The following is a 22311-nucleotide window of genomic DNA, read 5'->3' as shown; positions in this document are numbered from 1 at the left end:
TCACAGGGCCTTGAAGACGTCGGAGGCGGTGTCGTGCGCCAGGACGGCGCCGGTGTGGACCTCGTAGTACCAGGCGTGCAAGGACAGTTGACGGTCCTTCAGCTTCTTCTCGATGAACGGGTACGAGCGCAGCCGCAGCAGCTGCGTCAGGACGTGGCTCTGCACGCCCTCGGTGACGGCCGGGTCCTCGACCGCGCCTGCCGGGCGCGGGGTGGCGTGCGCGAGCCAGTCGCGCACGGCGGGGACGGCGGTCAGGTCGTCGCCGCGCACCAGGGCACCGACGGCGCCGCAGTGCGAGTGGCCGCAGACGACGATGTCGTCGACCCCGAGCACCTCCACGGCGTACTCGATGGTGGCCGCCTCGCTGGTGGGGTGCTCGGAGGCGAACGGCGGCACGATGTTGCCCGCGGTGCGCAGCTCGAAGAGCTCGCCCGGGCGGGCGCCGGTGATCAGGGCCGGGACGACCCTGGAGTCGGAGCAGGTGATGAAGAGCACCTGGGGGGACTGGCCTTCGGCGAGTTTGGCGAACTCCTCAGGGCGCTGTCCGAACGTACGGGCGTTGTCGATGAGGGGCTGCATGGTGTGGTGACTCCTCCTGGCGCGCCGCGACGGCGCGTCGGTGTGGGCAGGACAGAGGTGGGGGAACTGCGCTGTTCTGCTTCTCTCTCAGCAGCGGAAGACCTGAAGTGCCGCCGGAGAGTGGGATGTCGAGGGTCTCGACAGATGATGGGCGCGGCTCGCGACCGGTTCGTGGACGGAGGCCGGGTCCTGCGCCAGTAGTTGGCGCTCGGGCTCCTCGGGTGTGCATCCGGTGTTCACGTGCCGCTCGCGGGGGCGCAGGGGGCCGGTTGGCTCCCCGTGGCCGCAGTCGCGGTGCGTCGCGGACTCGTCACGCAGCGCCTTGCCCGAGAGTTTGGTTCCGGGCAGATCCTTGGCCACGGCATGACGAGCCGTGTGCGCGGCTGCGAAGGACGCGGTGGGTGCGAAGAAGGTGAGGGCAAGCAGGGCGGCGGCGAGCACGGCCAGAACCGTACGGGTCGTCGTACCTCGGAACATGCGCCCCCCTTCCTGTCGCTCAGTTTCTTGCATCGACCAAGGAATGGTCAATCACCGGTCAAGAAACACGTTAACCCTGCAAAGTTGTTTGCAGGGTTAACTTCACGTTTCCAGCTGAAGAGAGCCTGAAATGCGCTGGTGGGGTGGCCTGAACTAGTCGCTCTCGGCGAGTCCCTTGCCGTCCCGCGCGAGGGCGGTGAGCCGGGAGATCGCCCGGAAGTACTTCTTGCGGTAGCCGCCGTTCAGCATCTCCTCGCTGAACAGCCGGTCGAAGGGCAGCCCGGAGGCCAGGACCGGCACCTCGCGGTCGTAGAGCCGGTCCGCGAGCACCACGAGCCGCAGGGCCGTCGACTGGTCGGGGACGGGGCGGACGTCGGTGAGGCAGACCGCCTTCAGGCCGTCGGTCAGCGCGCCGTACCGGCTGGGGTGGACCTTGGCGAGGTGGTCGAGGAGGTGCGGGAAGTCGTCGAGCGAGGCTCCCGGGGTGGCGTACGCCGCCTTCGTCACCTGCTCGTCGGAGAAGGGTGCCGGCGCCGCGGGCAGGCCGCGATGACGGTAGTCCTCGCCGTCGATGCGCAGGGCGCGGAAGTGGGCGGACAGGCCCTGGATCTCGCGCAGGAAGTCGGCGGCGGCGAAACGGCCCTCGCCGAGCTTGCCGGGGAGGGTGTTGGAGGTGGCGGCCAGGGCCACACCGGCGTCGACGAGCCTGCCGAGCAGGGTCGACACGAGGACGGTGTCGCCGGGGTCGTCGAGCTCGAACTCGTCGATGCACAGGAGGCGGTGGCCGCTGAGCGTCTGCACGGTCTGCTGGAAGCCCAGGGCGCCGACCAGGTTGGTGAGCTCGACGAACGTGCCGAACGCCTTGAGCGCGGGCTCCGCCGGGGTGGCGTGCCAGAGGGAGGCGAGGAGGTGGGTCTTGCCGACGCCGTAACCGCCGTCGAGGTAGACACCGCGGGGGCCGGCCGGGATCTTCGGCGCCTTCGGCTTCCCGAATCCGAACAAGCCCCGCTTGCCTCCGCCGACGGCGTGCGCCCCGCCGAGCCCGGCCGCGAAGCCCTCGAGGACGCGGACGGCCTCGGTCTGGCTGGGCTGGTTCGGGTCCGGTATGTAGGTGCTGAAGCGGACCGAGTCGAAGCGAGGCGGCGGCACCATCTCGGCGACCAGGCGGTCCGCGGGGACGTGCGGGGCACGGGCGCACAGGGACAGCGGGGCCGCGTCGGCTATCGGGCTGAGGCCGGGGGCGGAAGGGGAGGACGACACGGTTCCCCATGCTAAGCGCCGTGCCACACTGCACGACATGCGACGCCTGTTCCCTGTGACCGACGAGACAGTGCCGACAGCCCCTGGAACTCCCGGTGAGGAGGGCGTGACCGCGGGGGCCGGTGTTCCCCAGGTCCCGGCCGACCGCGAGTGGAGCCTCGCCGAGCTCGCCGCCGCCTACGCCTACCCCGAGCCCACCGCCGGTGGACGGCCCGTCCCCTGGCTGCGGGCGAACATGGTGTCCACGCTCGACGGGGCCGCCCAGCACGACGGCCGTTCGCAGCCGATCTCCAGCGCGGCCGACATGCGGATCTTCGGCACCCTGCGCGGGCTGGCGGACGTCGTGGTCGTCGGTGCGGAAACGGTACGTCAGGAGGGGTACCGGCCCGCACGCGCGCGTGCCGAGTTCGCGGAGCTGAGGCAGACGGCCGGGCAGCCGCCGGCGCCGGCGATCGCGGTGGTCAGCGCCAGCCTGGACCTGGACTTCTCCCTCCCGCTGTTCACCTCGCCGGTGGTGCCGACGCTGATCCTCACGGGCGCCGCGGCGGCCCCGGACCGGGTCGCCGCCGCCGAGAAGGCCGGCGCCCGGGTGGTGATCGCCGGCGACGGGGTCGGCGTGGAGCCCGCCCGCGCCGTACGGGCCCTGGGCGACCTCGGGTACACCCGGCTGCTGACCGAGGGGGGCCCGCGGCTGCTCGGCCAGCTGGTGGCCGCCGGGGTGCTCGACGAACTCTGCCTCGCCGTCTCCCCGATGCTCACCGCCGGCGACGCGCAGCGCATCGCGGGCGGACCGTCGGTCGCGGTTCCGCACCGCTTCGTCCTCGCGTCGCTGCTGGAGGAGGAGGGGTTCCTCTTCACCCGCTACCAGCGGCCCTGAGAATCGTTCAGCGGTACCGCCGGTCCCGAAAACGGCGGAACCTACCGTTCCGCTTTGCTCGGGGCGGGCACACTGAATCTCGCAGTCCCCGTGACGGCACGGGGCCGGAAGGTTTCCACAGAAGGGGCGCCCGGTGTTCACCAGCGTATTGATGATCGAGAAGGCCCTGACGTCCGCAGACGTGGAGTTCGTCACCAGCTTGCACGGGGACGAGGAGGTCTCCTTCCACGTGCTGCTCCAGCCCCGCGGCGACCAGGCGGACCGCCTGCTGCGGGCCATCGACGACGTCGCGCTCGGCGAGCTGGACGAGGTGGCGCGCGAGCGGGACGTCCCCGAGGGGGAGGCCGCGAGGCCCTTCGGGGAGCGGGCGTTGGAGGTGTCGCTACAGGCCTTGCAGGCTGCGGGCAGCTCCGCCGAGGGGCGGCTGATCGAGGATCATCCGTTGGATGCGTTGAAGGGGCTCGTGGACGAGATCGACGCCGATGAGGTGATCGTGCTCACCGATCCCCACTACGTGGAGGAGTTCTTTCATCGGGACTGGGCTTCTCGGGCTCGGCACAAAGTGGGGGTGCCGGTGTTGAAGCTGTTCTCGCACAGTAAGGCGTAGATCTTCGGGTGCGGGTCGGTGTGGGCTGGTCGCGCAGTTCCCCGCGCCCCTTGAGGGCGGTGCAGTGGTCCATTGCTGTCATCGCAACGCATAGGCTGGGCCACCGAACGTCCGCCGTATCACCGCGCACAGGGAGACACACGCATGGCACCCGGCACCCTTCCTCCCGCCATGGACCGACCGCACTTCATCGGGATCGGCGGCGCCGGGATGTCGGGGATTGCGAAGATTCTTGCTCAGCGTGGGGGCAAGGTGGCGGGCAGTGACGCGAAGGAGTCCGCCACCGCCGAGGCGCTGCGGGCGCTGGGTGTGACCGTGCACATCGGGCATGCGGCGGAGCATCTCGCCGACGACGCCAGTTGTGTCGTCGTGTCGTCGGCGATCCGGAAGGACAATCCGGAGCTGGCCCGCGCGGCCGAGCTCGGCATCCCGGTGGTGCACCGGTCCGACGCCCTGGCCGCCCTGATGGACGGTCTGCGCCCGATCGCCGTCGCCGGCACGCACGGCAAGACCACGACCACCTCGATGCTGGCGGTGTCGCTGAGCGAGCTGGGGCTGAAGCCGTCGTACGCGATCGGCGGCGACCTGGACGCGCCCGGCTCCAACGCCCTGCACGGCGAGGGCGACATCTTCGTCGCCGAGGCCGACGAATCGGACCGCAGCTTCCACAAGTACGCGCCCGAGGTGGCGATCGTCCTCAACGTCGAGCTGGACCACCACGCCAACTACGCGTCCATGGACGAGATCTACGAGTCCTTCGAGACGTTCGCCGGACGAATCGTTCCCGGCGGAACGCTGGTGATCAACGCCGACCACCAGGGTGCGCGCGAGCTGACCCGGCGGCTCGCCGGATCCGTGCGGACGGTGACCTACGGCGAGGCCGAGGACGCCGACGTACGGGTCCTGTCCGTCGTACCGCAGGGGCTGAAGAGCGAGGTCACGGTCCTGCTGGAGGGGCAGGAGCTCACCTTCGCCGTCTCCGTGCCCGGCCGTCACTACGCGCACAACGCCGTGGCCGCCCTCGCGGCGGGCGTCGCGCTGGGCGTCCCCGCCGCCGAGCTGGCGCCGGCCCTGGCCGCGTACACCGGTGTGAAGCGCCGGCTGCAGCTGAAGGGCGAGGCGGCCGGCGTCCAGGTCATCGACTCCTACGCCCACCACCCGACCGAGATGACCGCCGACCTGGAGGCGATGCGCGCCGCGGCGGGCGAGGCGCGGATCCTGGTCGTCTTCCAGCCGCACCTGTTCTCGCGGACGCAGGAGCTCGGCAAGGAGATGGGGCAGTCGCTGGCCCTGGCGGACGCGTCGGTCGTCCTCGACATCTATCCGGCCCGCGAGGACCCGATCCCGGGCGTGACGAGCGAGCTGATCATCGAGGCGGCGCGGGCCGCGGGCGCGGACGTGACGCCCGTCCACGACAAGGCGGAGGTGCCCGAGGCCGTGGCGGGAATGGCGAGGGCGGGTGATCTCGTTCTCACCATGGGCGCGGGCGACGTCACCGACCTCGGACCGCGCATCCTGGACCGTCTCGCGAAGTAAGGGGCTGAGCTTCATGTCGTACGACGTCGAAAAGCCGGACGAGCAGTGGCGTGCGGAGCTGACCCCTGCCGAGTACGCGGTGCTGCGCCAGGCCGCGACCGAGCCCGCCTTCACGGGTGAGTACACCGACACCAAGACGACGGGCGTCTACTCGTGCCGCGCCTGCGGCGCCGAACTGTTCACCTCCACCACGAAGTTCGAGTCGCACTGCGGCTGGCCGAGCTTCTACGATGCACGCAACTCGGATGCGGTGGAACTTGTGTCCGACACGTCGCACGGGATGGTGCGGACGGAGGTGCGGTGTGCACGGTGTGGTTCGCATCTCGGGCACGTGTTTGAGGGCGAGGGGTATCCGACGCCTACGGATCAGCGGTACTGCATCAACTCGATCTCGTTGCGGTTGACGCCGGACGAGGAGTGAGGTGCTAGCGGTGAGCTCGAGTATCCACTCGGCAGCCTGATTGGCCACGGGCGGAACAGTTCCCGGCGTATGGCCTGACTCGTCTGCTTCTACGGTCCTGACCTGGGGTTTTCCCGGGTTCAGGACCGTTTGGCGTCGTGGTGCGTGTGCCCGGCTGACCTGCAGTGTTCCCGGGAGTTCCCGCGCATTTGTGCAATGGATGTGCAATGGGGGATCGGCTGGCGGGGGCGTTGTGCCTCGTGGGGCAGGATGTCGGGTGATCGGTGCTGCGCAGGTCCGAGCCCCCGGCGGGGCACTACGCACTCATCCGTCTCAGATGGCCGGGCCGCCCGACGCAGATGACCAGCCCGGTCTGCCCGAGGCTGCAGGGGACGATCTTTTGGAACTAGCCCGAGAGGAGGCCCTCGACCGGGAGATGACGCTCGTGCTCAGAACGACCGACCACCACGTAGAGCCGACCTCCGTCCTGCCCACCGCCCCCGCCGGAAGTGATCCGCTGCCGCAACTCCAGTACGAGACGCAGCCGCCCAGCGGATCCGGCGTAGCTCGACCCGGTCGCCCAGCACGATGCGCCGCTGGATCACCCACGTGAGCGCCTCGCCCACCAGCAGTTCGCATCCCGCCCGCGCCGGGCGCGGTGGTGACCCGCTCGAACTCCGCGTCCAGGGCCGGATCATCCACCTCGCCCGCGGCGAATCGCCCCGTGGCAGATGATCTCCTGCTACCGATCAACCTGCCGACCAGCGCGGACACCACCACGACTGATCACGCCAGCCCCGTGACCAGCGACTTCAGGATGAAACGATCTCAGTGACGTCGAGGACGTGACGGGGGGCTCTGTCAGTGGTCACACATAGACTCCGCTGATACATGGGATGCCACAGATAAACAGGGGGATGAGCACTGTGCCTTCCAGCACCGCCTTAAATGACCTGCGAGATCAATGGCTAGAGAAGATCTGTGCGGGTCTGGCAGCCACCGCCGAAGACGAACCCGCCCTGGATGCGACGCGTATCGCCGCCGATCCGAGCGATCTGAACCTCCTTCGCGCGCTTCTCATCCTGCGGATTGCCATCCTGGACTCACAAGGTCTGTCCGCAGCGCAGATCGCTGAACTCCTCGCCCAGCACCCGGCCCTCAGCGCCCCCAAGCCCAGTGCGGATCAGCTCGCTGGCTTGGTCAAGAGGGTCCGCTGGTGTATGGAGTATGACGGACTCACGGGTTCCGTGCTCCTGTTCCGCGTCGGCCTGCGCGCCGAGAATCCAGAAGGCACGTATGAATTGCTCCTCGATCAATGGGCCCGTCAGCGCTGTCGCACGGCATCTCCCGCTCAAGTCGCCAAGGAGCTGAGACGGCACTGGGGCGTGGAGACCCCTGGCCCAGCAGCTGCCTTGATGCCGAGCTCTCTTATGCCGCTCGAGACGTGTCCCACCACGATCTGGACCAGACTGAAAGCCGAGCCCGATACGCGGGTTGGGAATGCTGTCGCTGTGGGCTACCGGGAGGGAGGCCACGAGGCTCATCATCTATGGTTGGAGCGGTTTCCTCATACCGCGGCAGGCCACCTCTGGAGCATCGGCGCGGAGTCAGATGGCTGCATCGCCGCCAGAGACTGGCTTCTTGAGGCAGTTCGCCACCCCCAGTTCAACGCCCTGCGACCAGTCGTGACCCGCGCCTTGAGCGTGGTCAACGACTACCTTGATGCGCTCGTGGAGGCGATCGAGTGTCTGACCGACACAGAGCGTGATTTGCTGCGAAACGGCACTCAGCAGAAGCGCTTCCGGGACGCCTGCATCCGGACTTTTGTGGACCACATACTCGACCTGCGGGGCCCTGGACGCGGGGGCAGCTTCCTCTTCGATGCACAGGCGGCGCACGGTACCTTCGGTCCTCTGCCTTGGTGGAGCATCATCGTGCGAACCTCGGAGGAGACCGAGGCCGCCCGGGCGGCGGTCAGGGAGGGTGTGCTGCCCCTCGGCTTCGAGCGGGATCCCGATTATCCGAGTCGGCTTCTACTTGTCTGCCGCAAGCCCAGGACCGAGTCACTGGGTATGTGCACCCAGTTCGCCTTCGACTTGGACAACCCGGCCCACGCCTGCGAGTTGCTGCTCTTGGCGAAGCGAGCTGGCGTCCCCATCGACCTCTACGCGCACGCAGTCAACGAGTACGACGAAATTGAGTCCACGCACCTGGGTACGCTGTACGCCCCCATCGGCCGGGAACTCGCGAACCTGATGACGGAGGTCGCCACCGATGCGCTGAACCGGTCTCTGCCGGTCGCCCGTGACCGGGACCATGGCGCGGGCGAGAAGGTCGAGATGCTGGCAGAGGCGCTACAGAGGCTGCCTCGTTCACACGTCGAGCACTTCAGCGGGGGACGCGACATCGTTGCCTGGTCCCAACGCGACCTCAAAGGTGGATTCACGCTCCTGTCAGCCGACCCGCCAGTCGCATTGCCCTCCTTCTCCACGGGCATGAAGAGGCGTCGGAAACCCAGTGGTACAGGCGGGACATCGCCCCGGACGCCTCTGCCTCCGCCGATGACGACGGGGTTCGTGTACGTCCAGCGGAACCCGGCCTTCCCACACATGCTCAAAATCGGCTACACAGACCAGCTCTCGGAAGACCGGGCAAAGGAGCTGTCGGGGACGTCAGTCCCTTTCCCCTTCGATGTTCTTTATAGGGCACATACGTCCCGGCCTAGAGATGTGGAACAGGCTGTCCACCGTCTCCTTGCCAGCCAACGGGTCACCGCAGAACGGGAGTTCTTCCGAGTCTCTTTGGAGACGGCCGTTGAGGCGATCCGGCGATGCCAGGAGGAGGTAAGCGGGCTCAGCAGCTGGGCGCCGATCCCTGTCGTTCATCGACTGCGCGCGAACGATCGCGTCGTCCTGCCGCTGAGGGGCGGGCAGCTGTTCGCGCTCACGGCATATCCGAGTCTGTTCAGCTCGTCGGCCGAGGTCCTGGATATCTGGCAGGCCCACGTGGACGGCGATGTACTCGAGATTCATTCCACGCACGACCCAGGGCACTTGGCTGGGATCAGCGACAACGATCCCGGCGCCTTCGAAGACCCTGTGCCGTTTCTCAACAGAGACAGCACGGCGCGGAACGACATGATTCACGGTCGGGAGCGCTTGGTCGCAGGAGATCGGCTTGTCTGGTTCTCGGACGAGGAGGGGCTGGCCGATGCTCGCGGTGCCGTGTTCGAAGTGAGTTCCTTCTGTCAGGTCATCTATCGGACGTCGGCTCCGAAACAGGGCCCACTGGGCATCCCGCTCCTGCTGAATGACGTTAACCGGAATATCCCGGGCACGATGAGCGCACTCGTCGGGGAGGTCCTCTCTCTGGCAGAACCTCGCTCCTGGGCTCCGCGGAATCCCCGAGAAGAGGACGGCTGGGCCACGGTGGCCACGGATCCTCAGCCGGCCGACTTCTGGCTTCCCCAGCTCGGACAACGCAAGAGCAGTCGCAGGCAGCGGCCTTGAGCGTCATCGGCGCTTGTGGGCGAGCTTCACCCTGGGATTAGACTGCGCGGGCGCGGTCTTCGTCATCGATCCGGAGACGCACGAGACGCTGCTGCTCACGGCGGGCAACGTGGTCGGCGACCCGGCCGTCGCCGAGCAGATCACGCATCCGGATGCCTGAGAGGCAGAGCCGGTACAGAGCACTGACCACAAGCTGACTCGCCCCCAGTGTCGTGTGAAGTCCGAGACGAACCAGCCCGACGCGCCGTGATGCTCACCGACGCCGAGTACGCGTACCTGCGCTTCGAGCTTGGCGACGTTGATCGCGGCGACCTCGGCATCCGTTACCGACGCCTCGGCTCAGTCGAGGCGGTTGCTATCGAGGTCCTGCGGGAAGGTAAGGCGGCACTCATCGCCGCCCCCTTGGCCGTCACCGTCCAGGGGGTTGCCACAGTCAACAACGGTGAGAACGTCAGCGCCATCGAACGTCGGATCCCACGCCCACGCCGATTGGCACAGTGACGGACGACATCTCGCGTTATGCGCCACCGGGAAGCGAGCCGAGCGATGACGGGATCATTGGTCCCGTGCCGTCGATGCCGCCCCGACGACTCGTGGACTCCTTGATGGTTGGCAGCGTGAACTGGGCTTCTGAAGCGCGGATGCCCAGCTTCTACGATGCACGCAATTCGGATGCGGTGGAACTTGTGTCCGACACGTCGCACGGGATGGTGCGGACCGAAGTGCGGTGTGCTCGGTGCGGGTCGCATCTGGGGCATGTGTTTGAGGGCGAGGGGTATCCGACGCCGACGGATCAGCGGTACTGCGTCAACTCGATCTCGCTGCGGTTGACGCCGGACGAGGAGTGACCCCGGGGCCTTCCTCCGGCGCATCCTGATCCCGCTCTGCCATCCTCCGGATGACGCCGGGTGGGATCGCCGTGTTCTGGGCGGCGTTTTCGGAGGTGTGCCGGTCACGGAGGCGGCTCCCCTGGTCATGAGCAGCCTCCGGGGCCCCTAGGCTGGCGGAGCATCAACTGCACTACCGCAGCCGGTCGGGGAGAGTCATGCGCGGTCTGACCGAGGCGATCCTCAAGAAGCTGGCTGGTGCTCGTTCCTTCGAACGCGGCCTGGGGTACCTCGACGCAGTGTCCGGGGTCGAGGTCGGTGACGGGTGGGTCACCGCGACGGTTCACGGCACTGAACGGTACGAGGTGGAACTGGTCCTGGACGGGCCCGGAGGGCTGGTCGGCGAGTGTGACTGCCCGTTTGGACTCGAGGGCAACTTCTGCAAGCACCTCGTCGCCCTCGGTCTGAGGGTGCTCGCCCAGCGGGAGAGCCTGCCACGGCAGCGGAAGGCGGCCCGGGAGCGCGCGCAGGACCTGGACGGATGGCTGTCCGCCCTGTCCAAGGACGAACTGCTCGCTGTGCTGCGGGAACAGATCCAAGAGGACCGGCAGTTGCGGCGGCGCCTGGAGCTGCGGGCCGCGAGCGTGCGCGGGGACCTTGCCGCGGTCCGGGCCCGTATCCGCGATCTGCTCGACGTCGGCCCCTTCGCGCAGTACGGCTACGTTGACTACGCCGATGCCCGTGCCTACGCCAACCAGGCCGGGCAGGCGGTCTCCGCGATTCGGGCGCTGACCGGCTCCGGCCGGGCCGCCGATGCGATCCCCCTGGCGCGAGAGGCGATGCGGCTGCTGGCCGAGGCGGTGGAGAGCGTGGACGACTCCGACGGATGGCTCGGGCAGATCGGTGCGGACCTCGCCGATGCCCACCTCGGGGCGTGCCGTGCGGCACGCCCCGACCCCGGAGAGCTCGCGCGCTGGCTGGTCGGCCACGCACTCGGTGACATCGACGACGGCCTGACCGACATCGACCCCCTCGATTACGCGGACGCCCTCGGCGAGGAGGGAACGGCGGCCTTGCGGAAGTCGGCCGTCGAGGCGTGGCGGGGCAATCGGCGGGGCTGGGCGGAGAAGTACCTGATGGAGCGCGTGGCCAAGGCGGGCGGCGATGTCGACACGGTGATCGCCGTTCACGCCGCCGACCTCGCGCCGAACGGCCACACACACCTGGTCATCGCCCGCGAGCTGGACACCGCCCAGCGCTGCGACGAGGCCCTGCGCTGGGCGGAACGCGGCATCCGGGAATCCCGGGACCTCTCCGCCGTCGACACCGCCCTCGTCGACTACCTCTGCGACCGCTACACCCAGACGGACCGGCTGCCGGATGCCGTCGCCCTGCGCCGCGACCACTTCGGCGCCCGCCGCACTCTGCTCGCGTACCAGCAGTTACGGACCGCCGCGCAGGCCGCCGACCGCTGGCCGACGGAGCGCGACGGGGCGCTGGACCTGCTGCGCGCCGACGCGGAGCGGCACGAGGGCCGGTACGGCGGCCCTGTTCTGATCGACGCCCTGCTCGACGACAAGGACATCGACGCCGCCTGGCAGGCCGCCACCCGAACCGGAGCCCACGACCAGCAGTGGCGCACCCTCGCCGACCAGGCACGCGCCGACCGTCCGGCCGACGCCCTCGGCGTCTACCTGAGCCTGGCCGAGCCACTGACCAAGCAGACCGGCAACACCGCTTACCAGCAGCTCGTCACCCTGCTGCTGAACATCCGTGACTGCCACCGTCTCCTGGACGCAGAGGACGAGTTCGCCGCATACGTCACGGCCCTGCGCACCGCCCAGAGACGCAAACGGAACCTGATGCGCCTGATGGACGAACACGGTCTGTGAGCCGGTACGGCGGCATCTCTGCCACCGGATGGTGCTCTTCGGTGCTTTTCAGGTGAACAGCCGTGAGGGTTCTTCAGGCTGATCGCATTGTCAGTCCCCTCTGCCATCATCTCGCCATGCTCGACGACGCCTTGGTGGCCGAATCCCGTAGGAACGACTCGGACCTTGCAGCCCGGCTCATGCGCGCGCTGACCGATCCGGACTTCGCACTTGAGGAGCGGGACAGGCACCCGGATCTGTCGCAGGTCTCCGACGAGGCGCTCGGCAGCCTGCTCGTGGCGGCCTACCGGGTGGACGCCTCGGCCACGCACGCGATGACGTTGGTCCGCTTCGCGGTCGAGGACGCGGCCGGGGAACGGCAGCCGCGTTATACCCCCGACGCGTGCCGCCGGATGTTCGAGGTGCTCGTCGAAAGATTCGAGGACCGCGGCTGGGCGGACCTCACTCTGGGCCTGGGCGCGCTGGAGCGCTGCACGGGGCCGCTGCCCGACGTGTCCGAACCGGCGCGCACCCTGGTCGGGTTCTGGCTGGAGAAGGACACCGTGCGCCAGCCGTACGCGCTGCTCGCGGTCGCGGGGCTCGCTGGCGGCGGGACGCTGGGCGCGGCCGTGGAGCGCCTCTCCCGTGATGTGGGCCCCATCGTCGCGGACGAGATCGCCGTCATCGCCGGCCTCGCCCCGGCCGAACAGGCGCTGTTGTCCGAGATCGACCGAGAACACAGGTTCGTTTCGCCGCTCGCGCACGCGTGGCACAGGTCGGCCGACAACGCGGCTTACGTGGCGTTCGCCCGCCGCGCGCTGGAAGCGGCGGCCGAGCGCACCGATGCGATCCGGGCGGGCGAGATCCCCTACCGGGCGGACAAGGCGTTCACGGACCGGGAGATCACATTGCTCGGGCAGGCCCTGCGGGTGGCGCTGCTGCGCGACGAGCCCTGGCTGCCGGAACTGTTGGAGCGGCTGCTGCCCGGCGTCGCCCTCGCCCCGACGGCGGCAAAGACGCTTCCGTCGCAGGCCCTGCTGTACGAGGTGGTCCGCGCCGCGCAGGACTTCCCGACGCCCGAGCTGGTGACCGCGATCCGCACCGTGCGCCGGACCGTCCGGCACGCCGGGGTGCCCAAGCAACTCGACAAGATGCTCAAGAAGGTCGACGCGGCCCTGGCCGAGCGCACCGACGTGGCGCTACGGCTGCCGAGGCTGGAGTTCGACACCGCACCCGTCAGCGCCTCCGCCGCGGGCGGAGTCCTGCGCCGGCAGGTCGGGGACTACCGAGCCGTCGTCACGGTCACCGACGTTGCCACATTGACCTGGGAGAAGGACGGCCGCCGGCTGCGCAGTGTCCCGGCGACGGTCCGCCGCGACCACGCCGCCCCCGTCAAGGAGTTGCGTGACCTGGTGAAGCGGGTGAACGCCCAACTCGTCACCCTCGTACGAGCGCTGGAGGGCGGCTTCCCTGTCGAGGCCGTCCATCCCTACGGCTGGTGGCGCACCGAGTTGGCCGGGCACCCCCTCGCCCGGACCCTCATACGCCGGCTGATCTGGGAGATCGAGGTCGCCCCCGGCGAGTGGCGGGCTGTACTGCCCGAAACGGACGAAGACCTTCCCGACGCGCCCGACGACGCCTCCGTACGGCTCTGGCACCCCATCCGCTCCGAGCCGGATACTGTGCGGGCCTGGCGGGACCTGCTCCTCGAACGGCGGATCCGGCAGCCGTTCAAGCAGGCGTTCCGCGAGATCTACCTCCTCACCCCCGCCGAGGAGCAGACCCGTGTCTACTCCAACCGCTTCGCCGCGCACCTTGTCCACTACCGCAAGATGTTCGCCCTGTTCCGGGCTCGGGGATGGAAGAGCGACCTGCTCGGTCCCTGGGATGCCGGGGACGGCGACGAGGCCGAGCGCACCCTGGCGGCGGGGGAGTGGCGGGTCCGCTTCTTCCACACCTTGGCCGACTGGGCGGGCGACGACGAACTGGCCTCGACCGACCAGGTGCGCTTCGAACACCGGGTGGAGGGCGCCTGGCGCGAGGCATTGCTTGCCGACGTGCCCCCGCTGGTGTTCAGCGAGGCGATGCGCGACGTGGACCTCTTCGTCGGCGTGACCTCGATCGCCGCCGATCCCGACTGGACCGACGGCGGTCCCCGGCGTTCCTACTGGGAGCGGGCCTCCTTCGCCGAGCTGACCGAGAGTGCCGAGGCGCGCCGCGACGTACTGGAGCGGATCCTGCCGCGCCTGAAGATCGCCGGCCGGTGCAGGCTCGACGGCCGCTTCCTGATCGTCCGCGGCGAGCTGCGCACGTACAAGATTCACCTGGGCTCGGCCAACATCCTGATGGAACCGGACGACAGCTACCTGTGCATCGTCCAATCGCGAGGCAAGAGCGACGGCAAGGTTTTCCTGCCGTTCGAGGACGAACGGCTCTCCCTGATCCTCAGCAAGGCGTTTCTGCTCGCCGCCGACAGCGAGATCACCGACGAGTCCATTCTCACGCAGATCAAGCGAGGTGCCTGATGGCCGCCGTGACGTTCCGGGACGAGACCGCGACGGGCAAGCCCGTCAGCGAGTGGGAGGTCGCCGGGCTGCCCGAACGGATGACCGTAGGGGAGCTGATCAGGCTCCGGGTCCGCGAGGAGGTCGCCCGGTACAACGCCCGCCCCGGCAACCACTTCAACGGCCTCGTACGCCCTGACGACGCAGAGACGGAGCTGAACGGCTACCGACTCCGCGAACCCCGCCGCATCGACTGGGAGCGCCAGGCCGAGATCGCCGAGCGCGCCTTTCTGGCCAACGGCTTCTTCGTGCTGGCCGGGGACCGCCAGGTGGAGGACCTCGACGAAGTCGTGGATCTCACGGCCGACCCCGACCTGGTCTTCATCAAGCTCGTCGCGCTCGTCGGCGGCTGAGAGACGTGCCCGTGGGTAAGCCGGAGCCGGGCGGCAGAGGAAGGCTGAGAACTGTGAATCCGAGAAGCACGTCGGCTGGCCGTCCTTCTACGACCCGAAGAACACCGACGCGGTCGAGCTGATCGAGGACCGGTCGCACGGCATGGTGCGCACCGAGGTGCGGTGCGCGCGGTGCGGCTCGCACCTCGGGCACGTCTTCGAGGGCGAGGGGTATCCGACGCCCACGGACCAGCGGTACTGCATCAACTCCATTTCCCTGCGTCTGACCGCCGACGAGGGCTGACCGGCCTAGTCCGCCGTCCTGGCGAACGTGTAGGGGGCGGCGACCGCGCCGCTGTGGTGATCCGCTGCGCGCAGGGCGGCGGTGAGGCGTTCGCGTGGTTTCAGGCCGAGGTCGGCGGTGGCGTGCAGGGCGCCGAGGGCGTACTCGTCGCCGCAGCCGACCGCGGCGTAGCCGTCGGCGGACTCGCTGACCTGGTAGTCGCCGTGGATGGCGAAGAGCCGGCCGTGGATGCCCACGAGGAAGCTGCCGGCCTGTTCCTGCTCGGAATCCTTGCGCGCCCAGCCGCCGTCCTTGAGGCAGGTGCGGACCGCGTTGACGAAGGTCGTGGTCATGAAGCGGTAGAGGGCACCTTCCGGGTGCGGGGCCTCAAGCGCGTAGTGCAGCAACTGGCCCATGCGGAAGGACGTGGTGTATCCGAGGACGTAGGGTCCGTTGGTGAACACCTTGGGGTCGCGGCAGATGGTGAGCCGGTAGTCGTCACTGCCCGCGGAGTCTCCGGCCAGATGTACGCGCTTGCGGTGAACCAGGCCGACGATGACCGTCAAGTCAGCACCCCCGTCACGGCGTTGAGGCGTCGGTGTCCGCCCTGGGGGAGTTCTGCCCACCAGCTGCGCGGAGCCACCGCTTCCGTTCAGCGGTACCGCGTCAACAGTTCTGCGGTGTGTCCGACTCCGCACGGCGGCTGTGCCGGATCATGGGGTGCGGTCGGCCCTGTGCCCCGCGGCCGTGTCGTCTGCTGCGCGGTGGGCGGTGGGGCCACAACAGGACGTAGGCGGCGGAACCGGCCGCGAAGGCCAGGCGGATCAGGCCCTGGGCGGAGTCCGAGGGGATGAACAGGGCGCTGCCGTACAGGGAGATGAGGGCGAGCCAGCTGACCCATGGGACCAGCCGGCGCTGGCCGATGGAGTCCCAGATCAGGGTGCCGAGGAGGACCGAGGCGTTGTAGTACGTGTAGACGCTCGGGTCCAGGACGATGCGGGCGTCGGCGGCGAGCAGCACCACCGCCGGCCATCGGTGCCGGCGGACGGCCAGGGCGCCCAGGGCGATGCCGAGGGCCATCTGGGCGGGACGGTCCCACCAGGGGGTGGCGGCGTCGTGCACGCCGAACCAGCGCAGCGCCGAGGCGGGCTGGTTCGGGATCGTGAAGCGGGCGGCGGCCAGCGTGTCCAGGTGGGTGAGGTAGAAGGGCAGCCAGGCCACGGCCACCAGGCCGACGACCCAGGCGGCGGACCGCAGGCGGGCGGGGCGTGGCAGGGCCAGCAGCAGGGGCAGGAAGCCGACCGCCCAGGGTTTGGAGTCCACCGCAAGGGCCAGGAAGACGCCCACGGCCGTCGCCTGGCCGCGCACCAGCGCCCGTACGGCGAGGGTGGTGAAGAACAGCGCCAGGACGTCGTCCAGGTGCGCGAAACGCACCGAGACCTCCACCCACATGGGGATGAAGGCCGCTCCGGCGATCAGCACGCGCTGCTGGAGGCGTTTGTGGTTGAGTCCCGTGCCGCGGTAGTGGTCGGCGGCGGCGCGGCCGACCAGTACCAGCATGTACAGGCCCAGGCCGGACATGAACGCGTCGGCGAGCTTCTCGCCGAGTTCGGCGGGGAACGGGGCGAAGAGCCCGGCGACCAGGAAGCTGACCGGGCCGATCTGCAGATCGGGGTGGTTGGCGTAGAGGGCGAGGCCGCCGCCGGGTAGCTGGTGGAAGAGCAGTTGCTGGCCCTTGACCAGATAGTGCCAGGACACGGCTTCGTGGCGTTCGGCCACGAAGAACCAGGCGGCCGTCCACAGGGCCAGCAGTGCGATGTGCCAGCGAACCGGATAGCCGCCGATACGGCCGATCCGTGCCCCGTCCCCGGGCACGGCAGTCGCCGTCCTCCGCTTCCGCACTTTCCGTCCTCCCCCTCGGCCCGCGCCCGGCGTCGGGACGGCCGAGGTCGCGGGTACTGCCCCGTCGTCCCGTTAGAGGGAGACTCGGCGCTGTGGGTTGCCTGCCCGGGGCCGTGATCCGGTCTGCTGAACGAGAGAGACGAGGGTCGCGGCGCGGGACTCGGTCACCTCACAGCACCTTCCGCTGCACCAGCGCCGACAGCACCAGCGCCCCCGGCAGCAGCGGCAGCCAGACCGTCAGGACGCGGTAGCCGATGACGGCGGTCGCCGACAGGTCCATGGATGCTCCGAGCGCGACCATGGCGAACACGACCGCCGCGTCCACGGGGCCGATGCCGCCCGGTGCGGGCACGGCCCCGACCGCTGTGTTCGCGGCCAGGAACGCGAAGGCGACCTGCAGCCAGGACAGCGACAGCCCGAGCGCCGCCCCGACCGCGAAGAGCACGCTCGCCTGGATCAGCGGGGCGGCGGCCGACCCTCCCCACAGGGCGAGGATCCTCGCGGGCCGGGTGTGCAGCAGCCGTACGTCGGTGAGCGCGCAGCGCAGGGCGTCGAGGAGGGGGCGGCGCAGCGGCCGTACGGTCGTCACGAGCAGGGCGGTGGCGATGAGGGCGAGGGTCACCGCTCCGGCGACCAGGAGCGACGTCCGTCGGTCCGGCACGAGTCTGCCGGTCAGCAGTACGTCGGGGAAGGCGGCCAGGAAGACGAGGAGCACCAGCGTCCTCGCGATCGGCTTGACCGCCGAGTACAGCGCGAGCGAGGCGGTGGCCCGGGCCAGGGGTATGCCGCGGCCCTGGAGGAAGCGCAGGGTGACGGCGTGGGCTCCGATACTGGCCGGCAGTACGTGGTTGGCGGCGCCGGCGGCGAACTGTGAAGCGATCAGCAGCCCGGCCGGGAGTCGCTCCGGCAGCGCGCCCTGTCGGATGCAGGGGGCGGACAGCCAGCCCAGACAGGTGAAGAACAGCGCGACCAGCAGCCACCAGGGGTCGGCGGAACCCAGCCGGGCGGTGCCGTCGTACACGGTCCGCCAGTCGACCGCCGCCCACACGCCGATCACGAGCAGGGGGAGCAGGACCAGGGCGCTGCGGAGCAGGCGGGGCGTGCGGAAGCGGACGGGGGACGGAATGAGGGAGGGGGCGGCCGCGGGGAGTCGGCCGGGGGCGTCGTCGAGCGGGAGCAGGGACACGGCGGAACCGTTCCCGCCGGGTGTGACGCCGTGGTGGCCGGGAGCCTACGGGGTGCGGGCGGGCGGGCGACGGACACCCTTCCGATGAATCATTCATCCAATGAAGTGTTGACTTGCGGATGAATAAGCCAGAACAATCGATGGGGTGACCTCCGAGCAGCTGTCCGTGGGCCTGGCCCCGTCCTCCCTCTCCTCCGACCTGGACGAGGCGGTCCATCGCTGTCTCGTCGCCGGCTTCGAGGGCACGACGACCTTCCCCGACACCCTCAAGCGGCTCATCGACCGCGGCCTCGGCGGCGTCATCCTGTTCACCCGGAACGTGCGCGACGCGGAGCAGGTCCGTGAGCTCACCGACGCCCTGCGCGCGATCCGCCCCGATCTCCTGGTGGCCGTCGACAACGAGGGCGGCGGCATCGGCCACCTGGTCGCCGCGGGCGCCCCCGAGGTCCCCGGCTCCTACGCCCTCGGCGTCGCCGACGACCCGAACCTGACCGCCCGCTGCGCCGACGCCCTCGCCGGCCACCTCGCCACCCTCGGCATCACCGCCTCGTACGCCCCCGTCGCCGACCTCCAGCGCCGGCCCGACAACCCGATCGTGCGCACCCGCTCCTTCGGCGCCGACCCCGAGCTCGCCGCCCGCCATCTGCACGCCTGGATCACCGCCACCGAGGCCCGTGGCATCGCCTCCTGCGCCAAGCACTTCCCCGGCCACGGCGGCACCGTGACCGACAGCCACCACGACCTCGCGGTCGACCCACGGTCCGCCGACGAGCTGCGCGCCGACCTGGAACCGTTCCGCGCGGCCGTCGCCGCGGGCGTGCCGATGCTGATGAGCGCGCACGTCGTCTACCCGGCACTGGACGCCAACCGCCCCGCGACCCTCAGCCGCCGCATCCTCGGCGACCTGCTCCGCCACGACATCGGCTTCGACGGGGTGCTGGTCAGCGACGCCCTGGAGATGAAGGCCATCGCCGACCGCTACGGCGAGGCGGCCGGTGCGCGCATAGCCCTCGCCGCGGGCGCGGACCAGGTGATCGTCGCCGTACCGGACCTGGAGATCACCCTGGCCTGCCGGGACGCCGTGCTCGAGGCGGTGGACTCGGGCCGGCTGTCCGGGGAACGGGTGTGGGAGGCGGCCGGGCGGGTGCGGCGGCTCGCCGAGCGTTATGCGACCCCCGCCGGGGTGGTGGCCGCCTGGGACGCCGGAGCCGGGCTGGAGGCGGCGAGGCGCGCCGTACGCAGCCGGGCCGTGCCGTCCGCCGTACGGGGCCCCCACGTCGTCGACCTCTTCCCTCCCCCGCACCCCGCCCTCAACTGGGGCGGCGAGGACCTCCTGACCGAGCTGCGCCCCCTCGACCCCGTAGCGAGCGGTACGGCGGTGAGCGGGGAGCCCTGCGACCAGGGCACCCTCGTCGACGGCATCCTCCGGCTGGCAGCGGGCTCGCCGCTGGTCGTGGCCACGTGCGACGCCGGGTTGCATCCCTGGCAGGCGCGGTTCCGGGACGCCCTGCTGGCCCGGCGTCCCGACGCGGTGCGCGTGGACACCGGGCTGCCGGAGGGGGGTGACCTGTGCTCGTTCGGGCGGGGGCGGGTCAATCTGCGGGCGGTGGCGGAGGTGCTGGGCGCTTCGCTGTGAGTGCCGGGTTGGGTCGTTGGATGTCTGGGGCGCCGTTGTGGCTGGTCGCGCCCCGCGGCGGAGCCGCATATCGACACGGCCCCGCGCCCCTTCAGGGTGCGAGTCGTACGGTCTGCCCTATGCCCCGTGCCGCCAAGTAGCCCTTGTCGTCCGCCCGTTCCGCCAGCAGTACCCCCGGGCGTTCGCCCTGCTTGCGCAGGCTCATCCACGCGTCGAAGTATGTGCCGCCCGGGCCCGAGACGGAGCGGGTCGAGGGTGTGCAGTCCAGTACCAGGGCGGTGGTGCGTGGTTGCGGGGAGGCGGGCTTCGCGCGCAGTTCGGCGATCGTGTCGGCGAGGGCGGTGGCGATCGGCTTGGGGCGGCCCGTGGAGTCGAAGAGGCCCAGGGTGTACTCCAGCTCCGGATAGTCGGCCAGTGAGCGGTCCACGTCGTGGGAGCACCACCATGTGACGCCCCAAAGTCCTTGGCAGTCGGACGCGTTGAGGACCGTGGCGCGGGCGAAGTCCGGGGCGTCGGCCGCCGGGATGTGCGGTTCGGGGGCGCCCGTCTCCTGGACCCAGACGGGGCGGGACGGATCGTCCGCGTACGCCTTCGCGAGTTCCGTGCCGTACTCGGCGAGGTGCTGCACCTCGAAGGAGGCGGGCCCGTAACGGCGGGCGCAGTCGGCGGAGAACACCCAGGGGTGGACGGTCGTCACATCCCCCTTGCGGGCCGAGGCCTCGGGCGTGAACGGGTGGTCGTCGCCGTACCAGGCGGCGTCGTACGCCGAGTGCGTGGCCAGCTGCCCGGGGCGCAGGCCCTCGCGGGCGGCCGCCAGCAGCGTGTCGAGGTAGTGGTCGACCTCGGCCGCCGTCACCGGGTTGTGCTCGACCAGGTTGTTGAGCTCGTTGCCCAGCTGGAGGCCGATGAGGTTCGGGCGGTCGGCGAGGGCGCGGGCGAGGGTGCGCAGGAGCTCCGCCTGGGCCTCGACGGCCTCCGGGTCGGTGAAGACGTTGCGGTGGTGCCAGCTGCGGGTCCACTCCGGGTAGAAGTCGAAGCTGGACAGATGGCCCTGTACGCCGTCCACCATGACGTCGAGGCCGGCCTCGGCCGCGATGTCGACCAGCCGCGCCAGCTGGTCGACGGCGGCCGTGCGGATGAGGGTGCGGTTGGGCTGGAGCAGCGGCCAGAGGTGGAAGACCCGGATGTGGTCGAGGCCCAGACCCGCGATCTGGGCGAGGTCCTCGCGGGCGTGCTGCGGGTCGAAATCGTGCCAGGCGTGGAACCAGCCGCGGCGGGGCGTGTAGTTGACGCCGAAGCGGAGCGTAGGGATGGGATCCTCCTCGGGTCGCCGGCCCCGCGGGGTCGGGGGCTTGTCCTCGCTGAATGTATCAACCACCATGGTCGATGATGAATAACGATTTCAACCAGGAGTCACGGGAACTGGTGGTCGGCCTGGACGCCGGCGGCACCCGTACCCGTGCGGTTCTCGCCGCCGCGGCGGACGGCCTTGTGCTCGGCGAGGGCGCCGCCGGACCGGGCAACGCCCTCACCGTCCCGCTGCCCCGGCTCACCGACCACCTCGCCGAAGCCCTCGCCAAGGCGGTGCCGGAGTCAGCGCGGGGCCATGTCGCCGCGGTGGCCGGCGGTTTCGCGGGCGCCACCGGGGCGGCGGAGGACGACCCCGGCCGTCTCAACGCGCTCACCGCCCTGACCGCCGCCCTCCGCCGACTCGGCATCACCACCGGCTCGATCGGCATCAGCAGCGACATCGAGGCGGCCTTCGCCTCCGCCCCCGGCGCCCCGGCCGACGGCCTCGCCCTGGTCGCCGGCACGGGCGCGGTCGCCATGCGCATCACCGGCCGCCGCTGCACGGCCACCGTCGACGGCGACGGCTGGCTCCTCGGCGACGACGGCAGCGGCTTCTGGATCGGCCGCGAGGCGGTCAGGGCCGCCCTGCGGATGGCGGACGGACGGGGCGGGCCGACGGTACTGGCGGGAGCGGTGGGCCGGGCGCTGGAGCTGCCGGGCGAGGTGCTGCCGGGGGCCGGTTCCGGTGGCTCCGAGTGGCCTCGCGCGGCCCGCGAGGCCTACCGCATGCATCTGCTCCCCGTCGTGATGGCCGATCCGCCCACCCGGCTCGCCCGGTTCGCTCCGCTGGTGGCCGAGGCGGCCCGTGACAAGGACCCCGTCGCGAGGAAGATCCTCGACCAGGCGGTGGACCAACTGGCCGCAACGGTGGCGGCGTTGGACGCCCGCCCGGGCGAACGGGTCGTCGCCACCGGTGGCCTGCTCGGTCCCGACGGACCCCTGACCGCAGCCCTGACGGCCCGACTGCGGACCCTCGGCCTGACCCTGGACTGGGTGGCCGACGGCTGCCGTGGCGCCGTCGCTCTCGCCCGACTCGAATCCGGACGCCACCTGTGACGACCTACCGCGACCCCACCGCTCCCCTCGACGCCCGCGTCCGGGACCTGCTCGCCCGG

Annotated in this window: 20 protein-coding genes and 1 pseudogene; 14 read left to right on the top strand and 7 right to left on the bottom strand. The window is 70.2% G+C overall.

Annotated features, from left to right (window positions below; all coding sequences use genetic code 11):
- From ACFY1U_RS24755 to zapE, 3 genes are all read right to left on the bottom strand, one after another.
- Entirely contained in the window at positions 1-579 is a 579-nt protein-coding gene (locus ACFY1U_RS24755; protein ID WP_123968085.1) for a carbonic anhydrase, read from the bottom strand.
- Between the two features lie 87 nt (positions 580-666).
- Positions 667-1056, bottom strand: coding sequence for a hypothetical protein (locus ACFY1U_RS24750; protein WP_390696289.1), 390 nt, complete (start codon positions 1054-1056; stop codon positions 667-669).
- A 153-nt stretch (positions 1057-1209) separates the two neighbouring features.
- On the bottom strand, positions 1210-2316 hold the full coding sequence (gene zapE, locus ACFY1U_RS24745; RefSeq protein WP_390696288.1) for a cell division protein ZapE: 1107 nt from the start codon (positions 2314-2316) through the stop codon (positions 1210-1212).
- Between the two features lie 37 nt (positions 2317-2353).
- Here zapE and ACFY1U_RS24740 point away from each other — a divergent pair, with 37 nt between their 5' ends.
- From ACFY1U_RS24740 to ACFY1U_RS24685, 12 genes and pseudogenes are all read left to right on the top strand, one after another.
- On the top strand, positions 2354-3193 hold the full coding sequence (locus ACFY1U_RS24740; protein ID WP_390696287.1) for a pyrimidine reductase family protein: 840 nt from the start codon (positions 2354-2356) through the stop codon (positions 3191-3193).
- A 133-nt stretch (positions 3194-3326) separates the two neighbouring features.
- A complete protein-coding gene (locus tag ACFY1U_RS24735) occupies positions 3327-3800 on the top strand; it encodes an indole-3-glycerol phosphate synthase (protein ID WP_390696286.1) in 474 nt (157 codons plus the stop codon).
- A 144-nt stretch (positions 3801-3944) separates the two neighbouring features.
- The gene (gene murC, locus ACFY1U_RS24730; RefSeq protein WP_390696285.1) at positions 3945-5336 is read left to right on the top strand and encodes a UDP-N-acetylmuramate--L-alanine ligase; all 1392 of its coding nucleotides are present in this window, start codon (positions 3945-3947) and stop codon (positions 5334-5336) included.
- A 13-nt stretch (positions 5337-5349) separates the two neighbouring features.
- A complete protein-coding gene (gene msrB / locus ACFY1U_RS24725) occupies positions 5350-5757 on the top strand; it encodes a peptide-methionine (R)-S-oxide reductase MsrB (RefSeq protein WP_390696284.1) in 408 nt (135 codons plus the stop codon).
- A gap of 896 nt (positions 5758-6653) precedes the next feature.
- Positions 6654-9245, top strand: a complete 2592-nt coding sequence (locus ACFY1U_RS24720; RefSeq protein ID WP_390696283.1) for a GIY-YIG nuclease family protein — start codon at positions 6654-6656, stop codon at positions 9243-9245.
- A 13-nt stretch (positions 9246-9258) separates the two neighbouring features.
- Positions 9259-9405 carry a hypothetical protein gene (locus ACFY1U_RS24715; RefSeq protein ID WP_390696282.1) on the top strand — a complete coding sequence of 49 codons (147 nt, stop codon included), beginning with the start codon at positions 9259-9261 and terminating at the stop codon, positions 9403-9405.
- A gap of 86 nt (positions 9406-9491) precedes the next feature.
- Positions 9492-9746, top strand: a complete 255-nt coding sequence (locus ACFY1U_RS24710; protein ID WP_390696281.1) for a hypothetical protein — start codon at positions 9492-9494, stop codon at positions 9744-9746.
- Positions 9743-10093 (top strand): peptide-methionine (R)-S-oxide reductase, encoded by a 351-nt coding sequence (locus tag ACFY1U_RS24705; RefSeq protein ID WP_390696280.1) that lies wholly within the window; start codon positions 9743-9745, stop codon positions 10091-10093. The genes ACFY1U_RS24710 and ACFY1U_RS24705 overlap by 4 nt, the downstream gene beginning before the upstream one ends.
- A 197-nt stretch (positions 10094-10290) precedes the next feature.
- On the top strand, positions 10291-11964 hold the full coding sequence (locus tag ACFY1U_RS24700) for an SWIM zinc finger domain-containing protein (protein WP_390696279.1): 1674 nt from the start codon (positions 10291-10293) through the stop codon (positions 11962-11964).
- Positions 11965-12080: 116 nt separating this feature from the next.
- Entirely contained in the window at positions 12081-14468 is a 2388-nt protein-coding gene (locus ACFY1U_RS24695; protein WP_390696278.1) for a DUF4132 domain-containing protein, read from the top strand.
- Positions 14468-14860 (top strand): hypothetical protein, encoded by a 393-nt coding sequence (locus tag ACFY1U_RS24690; RefSeq protein ID WP_351223694.1) that lies wholly within the window; start codon positions 14468-14470, stop codon positions 14858-14860. Before ACFY1U_RS24695 ends, ACFY1U_RS24690 begins: the two co-directional genes overlap by 1 nt.
- A 61-nt stretch (positions 14861-14921) precedes the next feature.
- Positions 14922-15143 (top strand): annotated as a pseudogene (locus ACFY1U_RS24685) (peptide-methionine (R)-S-oxide reductase); the annotation flags it as partial.
- A gap of 5 nt (positions 15144-15148) precedes the next feature.
- Here the strand turns inward: ACFY1U_RS24685 and ACFY1U_RS24680 are convergent.
- The 3 genes from ACFY1U_RS24680 to ACFY1U_RS24670 form a co-directional block, all read right to left on the bottom strand.
- A complete protein-coding gene (locus ACFY1U_RS24680; protein WP_390696277.1) occupies positions 15149-15688 on the bottom strand; it encodes a hypothetical protein in 540 nt (179 codons plus the stop codon).
- Between the two features lie 100 nt (positions 15689-15788).
- Entirely contained in the window at positions 15789-16997 is a 1209-nt protein-coding gene (locus ACFY1U_RS24675; RefSeq protein ID WP_390696276.1) for a hypothetical protein, read from the bottom strand.
- A 196-nt stretch (positions 16998-17193) separates the two neighbouring features.
- On the bottom strand, positions 17194-18210 hold the full coding sequence (locus tag ACFY1U_RS24670) for a YbhN family protein (RefSeq protein WP_390696275.1): 1017 nt from the start codon (positions 18208-18210) through the stop codon (positions 17194-17196).
- 145 nt (positions 18211-18355) lie between these two features.
- On the opposite strand from ACFY1U_RS24670, the gene nagZ reads away from it, so the two are divergent.
- On the top strand, positions 18356-19846 hold the full coding sequence (gene nagZ / locus ACFY1U_RS24665; protein WP_390696274.1) for a beta-N-acetylhexosaminidase: 1491 nt from the start codon (positions 18356-18358) through the stop codon (positions 19844-19846).
- Between the two features lie 91 nt (positions 19847-19937).
- Here the strand turns inward: nagZ and ACFY1U_RS24660 are convergent, their stop codons facing one another.
- On the bottom strand, positions 19938-21227 hold the full coding sequence (locus ACFY1U_RS24660) for a glycosyl hydrolase (protein WP_390696273.1): 1290 nt from the start codon (positions 21225-21227) through the stop codon (positions 19938-19940).
- Positions 21228-21232: 5 nt separating this feature from the next.
- Between ACFY1U_RS24660 and ACFY1U_RS24655 the strand changes: the two genes are divergently transcribed.
- Positions 21233-22252: an N-acetylglucosamine kinase gene (locus ACFY1U_RS24655; RefSeq protein WP_390696272.1), complete on the top strand. Its 1020-nt coding sequence runs from the start codon at positions 21233-21235 to the stop codon at positions 22250-22252.
- Positions 22253-22311: the final 59 nt, after the last annotated feature.

This window comes from Streptomyces sp. NPDC001351 (genome assembly GCF_042896045.1).
Classification (GTDB): domain Bacteria; phylum Actinomycetota; class Actinomycetes; order Streptomycetales; family Streptomycetaceae; genus Streptomyces.
This window is presented reverse-complemented; position numbering and strand designations above follow the sequence as displayed.